The sequence below is a fragment of the Mesorhizobium sp. M7D.F.Ca.US.004.03.1.1 genome (assembly GCF_003998635.1).
In the GTDB taxonomy this organism is placed as follows: Bacteria; Pseudomonadota; Alphaproteobacteria; order Rhizobiales; family Rhizobiaceae; genus Mesorhizobium; species Mesorhizobium loti.
Genome location: NZ_RZQG01000349.1, coordinates 1 through 5,786 on the forward strand (window position 1 = coordinate 1; position 5,786 = coordinate 5,786).

General features: G+C 64.3%; 2 protein-coding genes. Both read left to right on the forward strand.

The window, feature by feature from the left end; all coding sequences use genetic code 11:
- The coding region (locus EN935_RS19430; RefSeq protein ID WP_127373534.1) for a non-ribosomal peptide synthetase at nucleotides 1-4,407 on the forward strand (4,407 nt) is incomplete at its 5' end.
- On the forward strand, nucleotides 4,388-5,786 hold a 1,399-nt coding region (locus EN935_RS19435), incomplete at its 3' end, for an AMP-binding protein (RefSeq protein ID WP_206534542.1). The genes EN935_RS19430 and EN935_RS19435, both read left to right, overlap by 20 nt.

Consider the following 5,786-nt stretch of genomic DNA (forward strand, 5'->3'; position numbering starts at 1 on the left):
CCTCGCCGACAGGAGGGTGAGCCCGCACCGCTTTCCTCAGCCCAGCAGCGCGTCTTTTTTCTCGACCGGATGGGCGCCGGCAGCGCTTACACCATGTCGGCCTCGCTGTGGCTGAGAGGCGCGCTCGATAAGCGTGCCTTGGCGTTGGCGCTCGATGAGATTCGCCGCCGCCACGACATCTTGCGCACGACCTTTCACCTGCGCGACGGCGACCCGGTCCAGGTCGTTTCCGGATTTCGGGAAACCAGGCTGGAAATAATCGACCTGACCGGCCACGCGGCGGACGCGCGAACCACCGAGGCCATGCGCACTGCGACGGAGGAAAGTGCTGCACCGTTCGACCTGGCGCAAGGTCCGTTGTTTCGCGCCAGTCTGGTTCGGCTGGCAGAGCAGGACCATGCCTTGCTGCTGACGATGCACCACATCATCTGCGATGGCTGGTCGATCGGTGTGCTGCATGCCGAGCTGAAGCAGCTTTACCAGGCCTTTCATGACAACAGGGCGTTGCCGCTCGCGGAACTGCCGCTGCAGTTCGGCGACTTCGCCACCTGGCAGCAGCGCGGCATCGAGACCGTGGAAATCGAACGCCAGACCGCATACTGGGTCCGGCAACTCAAGGCTCTGCCGCCGACCTGCACGCTGCCCACGGACCGGCCTCGCCCGGCGGTCCAGTCCCATCGCGGTGGCACGGTTCAGGTCGAGATCGATCGTCAAACGACGGATCGCCTGAAAATCCTCGGCCGAAGCCAGGATGCGACCGCGTTCATGGTCTTTCTGGCGGCCTTCAAGACATTGCTCTTCCGCCACAACGGTCAGGATGATTGCGTCGTCGGCGTGCCGATCGCCAATCGCCCGAGGAAGGAACTGGAGCCGCTCATCGGCTTCTTCGCCAACACGCTGGTTTTGCGCACGACGCTGGGCGGTGACCCGTCCTTCGTCGAATTGCTCGGCCGCATCCGCTCGATGGCGCTCGACGCCTACGCGCATCAGGATGTCCCCGTCGAACGCGTCGTTGACCAACTGAAGATCGCGCGCGATCCCGGCCACATGCCCCTGTTCCAGGTCATGTTCGCATTCCAGAACGTCCCGGATCATGTGGCGGGACCGTCTTTCGATTTCGCGCAGGATCTTGCGGCACGGAAGCTGAGCGTCGACAAGGCGATGGCGAAATTCGACCTCGCTTTGTACCTGTCGGAAACCCCGGACGGGATGGTCGCGGCCTGGCAATTCAACGCCGATCTCCATGAGCCAGCCGCCATCGATCGGCTGGCCCGGCAGTTCCAGACCTTGCTCGAAGGCATAGCAAGCGATCCCGCGCAAACGCTTTCGCAATTGCCGCTGTTGCCCGAGGTCGATCGTCGCCAGATCGAGACCGACTGGAACCGCACGCAAGCCCGAGAACTGTTGGGGCAGGACTATATCCAGCTGTTTGAGGCGCAGGTCGAGCGAACGCCCGATGCTGTCGCCGTGCTGGACCAAGATCAGCGGTTCACCTATCGCGAGCTGAATGAGCGGGCCAACCGCTTCGCGCGCTATTTCAGCAGTTGCGGCGTCGACCGCGAGACATTGACGGCGGTCTGCCTGCCAAGGTCGGCCGAGGTGCTGGCGGTGCTGCTTGGCGTGTGGAAGGCGGGCGGCGCGTTTCTGCCGCTCGATCCCGACTACCCGCCCGATCGCATTGCCTTCATGCTGGCCGATGCGGGTGCGGCACTGCTCATCACCGAGACGTCGCTGTTGCCGAAATTCGGCGCCGCGTTTCAGCCGGAGGCATCGGGCCAACCCGCCGCCAGGCCGGCCATTTGCATCGACGCCTGCCGGTCGTCCGTTGCGGAGCAGGATCCCGGCAATTCGGGTGTCATCGCTGTACCCGATGCGCTCGCCTACGTCATCTATACGTCGGGCTCCACCGGCCGCCCCAAGGGCGCGATGATCACGCAGGCGAATGTCGGCCATTACGCGGAGGCGATGGTCCGCGCGATCGGACTTGGACCAGACGACATCTATTTGCACACCGCCTCGTTTTCGTTTTCCTCGTCTATGCGGCAGTTTGCCGTTCCCTTGTCGTGCGGTGCGACGGTTTCGATCGCTTCGGTCGAGGAAATCAGCGACCCGCATGTGCTGTTCGAGATGGTGCGCCGCCAGCGCGTGTCGGTGGTGGATCTCGTCCCGTCCTTTTCGGCCGGCTGCCTGCATATGCTGATGTCGCTCGATCCATCCGTGCGCCAAAGACTGCTCGACAATCGGGTGCGGCTGATGCTGTCGGCCAGCGAGCCTCTGCCGGGCGCCCTGGTCGAAAAATGGCGGCGCCTCTGCAAGCCGGCGACAGAATTCATCAACATGTTTGGCCAGACCGAGACGACGGGAATCGTGACGGTCTACCCCATTCCGGTCGAGGCCGGCTCGGCGGCAATGATCCCGATCGGCCGGCCGATCGCCAATACGCAGGCCTATGTGCTGGACCCATTCCGCCGTCCGGTTCCGGTCGGCATCAGCGGCGAGCTGTATATCGGCGGCGCGGGTGTCGGCAGTGGCTACATCAATGGCTCCGAGGCCGGCAACCTCGTGCCGAACCCGTTCAGCGCGGGCGAGCGGTTGCAGCGAACCGGCGATCTGGCGCGCTGCCTGCCTGACGGGACGATCGAAATTGTCGGTCGTGCCGACGAACAGATCAAGATGCACGGCTTCCGTATCGAACCGGGTGAGATCGAGGCTGCGATCCACACGCATCCGGAGGTACGCGAATGTCTCGTCGGTGTTGTCGAGGATGCCATCGAGGATGACGATATCGGCGATCGCAAACGCCTGGTCGCCTTTGTTGCGGTCAATGCCCCGCATGACGCGCAAGCGTCGGCTCTCTCTCGGCAACTGCGCGATTTTCTGCGGCGGCAGCTGCCGCGATACATGCTGCCTCAACGCATCGTCATCCTGGATCGCTTGCCGCGCACGCCAAACGGCAAGATCGACCGGCGGGCTCTGCTCGCCGGCCAGCCGCAAGCCGCGACGCGGTCAATTCCCGGCGTAGCTCCCCTGGGCCAGGTCGCGTTGCATGGCGTGGCGCGAGCGGAGGCCGAGACGATCCTGGTGGCGGTCTGGAAGAAGGTTCTGAGGCTGGAGGAGGTGGGCCTGCACGACAATTTCTTCGATCTCGGCGGCAACTCCCTCCTCAGCATCAACATCGTCGTCGAAGCCGGCAAAGCCGGCTTGGCCATCGATCTGCGTCAGCTCTACCAGCACCAGACGATCGCCGATCTGGCGCACGCTGCCTCCCGGGCGGGCCTTGGGCAAACTGTTGCGGTTACACCGGTGGGTGCGGACGCGGCGAAAGTTCTGGTGACGATCGAAAGCCTCCGTGCCTATGGCCGCGAAGCGCTGACACGGGCCGGACTGAGCGCGCAGGGGGCGGCGATCGTCACCGAAGTGCAGCTCGAGGCAAGCCTGCGCGGACAGCCGACGCACGACATTGTCAGCATTCCTCGCTACGCCACGCGGATTGCCTCGGGCAAGATCAATTCGCACCCGCAAATCCGCATCGAACATGACAGCGCCACCATCGCGCGCATCGATGGCGACAACGGCCCCGGCCAGTGGGTCAGCACGGTGGCGATGGACCTCGCCATCGAAAAGGCGGGCAGGCACGGCGTTGGCATTGTCGGTGTCCGCCGCTCCAACCATTTCGGCGCCGCCGGCCACTATGTCTGGCAGGCGTCACGGAAAGGGCTGATCGGCCTGTGCACGACCAACGGACCGCTGATCCTGGCGCCGACCGGCGGCGTCACGCCGACATTCGGCAACAACCCGCTCGGCGTCGGCATTCCGGCGGGGCGGCATTTTCCCATCCTTCTCGACGTCGCCATGAGCGTAGCGCCGCGCGGCAAGATCGGCCTGTCGGTCGCCGAAGGCAGTCCGTTGCCGGCCGGCTGGATTCTGGACCGGCTCGGGCGGCCTTCGACAGACCTTAGCGATCTCGCATCCGGGCTCGGCGTACCGATCGGCGGACACAAGGGCTATGGCCTGGCCATGGTGATGGAAGTGCTTGCCGGCGTGCTCACAGGCGCCGGTTTTGGCAGCGACCACCATCAGGACAGGTTGCGCGAAGGCTCTCACACGCCGGATTACGGCCATTTCTTCATGGCGCTCGATCCCGAGCGGTTCATGCCCTTGGCCGACTTCACCGAACGCGTCGATCGTCTCATCGAGCAGACCAGGAATGGTGAACACGCCGAAAACGCCACTGAAATCCTCATCCCGGGCGAAATGGAATTGCGCACCAGGCAAGAGAGCCTGAGCCTAGGTGTGCGGCTGAGGTCATCGACTTACAAGGCACTCCTCGCCTACGCCCGCAAGGCCGGGTTCGATCCCGGACTGGAGATCGTCGGGGAAAACCAGCTTGCCGAAAGCCATGGCTGAGCTGCCGACATTCGATCGAAGCGAGCTGGACGGGAGCATCCCGGCGCGTTTCGACAAAGTGGTGCGCAGCTTTGCCTCGCACGTGGCGATTGGTGGCGGCGACCGGCCATGGACCTATGATGAGGTCGACCGGCGGACCAATCAACTGGCCCGGGCGATCCTCGAGCGCACGCAGCCGGGGAACGGATGCGTCGCCTATCTTGTCGACCATTCGCCCGAGATGGTGATATGCGCGCTGGCCGTGCTCAAGGCGGCGAAGGCGTTCCTGTGCGTCCATCCGGCTATGCCGCTCAAAGCGCAACGTGACATCATCGGCGATGCCGCCCCGGACCTGCTGCTGACCGACGCAGCTCACGCTGCAGCAGCGCGGGACCTTGTCGGCGATGAAAGCCGGCTTCTGCTGCTGGAAGACATCGACGCGCGGTACTCCGCCGATGCGCTGCACGTTCCAGTCGAGCCGCGTGACCCGGCCGCGATCTTCTACACATCGGGAAGCACCGGGCGGCCGAAAGGTGTGGTCAAAAGCCATCGCACCGTGCTGCACAGGGCCTGGCTTTGTGCAGGGTATGACGGGTTGGCCCCCACAGACCGGCAGTCTCTTCTGACCTATTGCAGTTTCGCCTCGTCGGAGGCGGATGTCTTCGGCGCGCTGCTAAATGGAGCCACGCTGGAACTCTACGATGCCGCATCGCGCGGTCTCGGCGATCTCGGCGCGTGGATCGACGAGCGTCGCATCACGCTGCTGCACCCGCCCGTCATGCTGTTTCGCAAATATCTGGAGATGATCGACGGCCAGGGCCTGCATCCCTCGGTCCGGCTGGTGGCGCTGGCAGGCCAGACGGTCATTGCTTCCGACATCGAGCTATGGCGCCGCCACTTCGCCCTGTCCTGCGACTTGCGCCATCGTTTCTCTTCCACCGAGGCCGGCCACATCGCCGTGGCATCGGTGGCTCCGGGCGAGACACCTGCGCCAGGCACGGTGCCAGCGCCTCGACCCGTCGCCGACAAGTTTCTTCTGGTCGTCGACGAGGACGGGCAACCGGTCGAACCGGGCGCTGTCGGCGAACTCGTCGTGCGCAGTGCCTTTCTGGCCGACGGCTATTGGCGCCAGCCTTCCGAAACGGCGAAATATTTTCGCGACGCTCCCGGTTTCCCCGACCAGCGCCTGTTTCACACCGGCGACATCGGCCGTTTGTCGAGCGATGGCAGTCTTGAATTCCTCGGGCGCCGCGACGACCAGGTCAAGGTTCGCGGCTATCGCGTCGAAACGCGGGAAATCGAGCAGGCTCTCCTGCAGCTTCCAACGGTGGATGAAGCCGCCGTCATCACCGAACTCCGCCAGAATGCGCACTCGATTGCCGCCTTCGTCGTGATGAAGC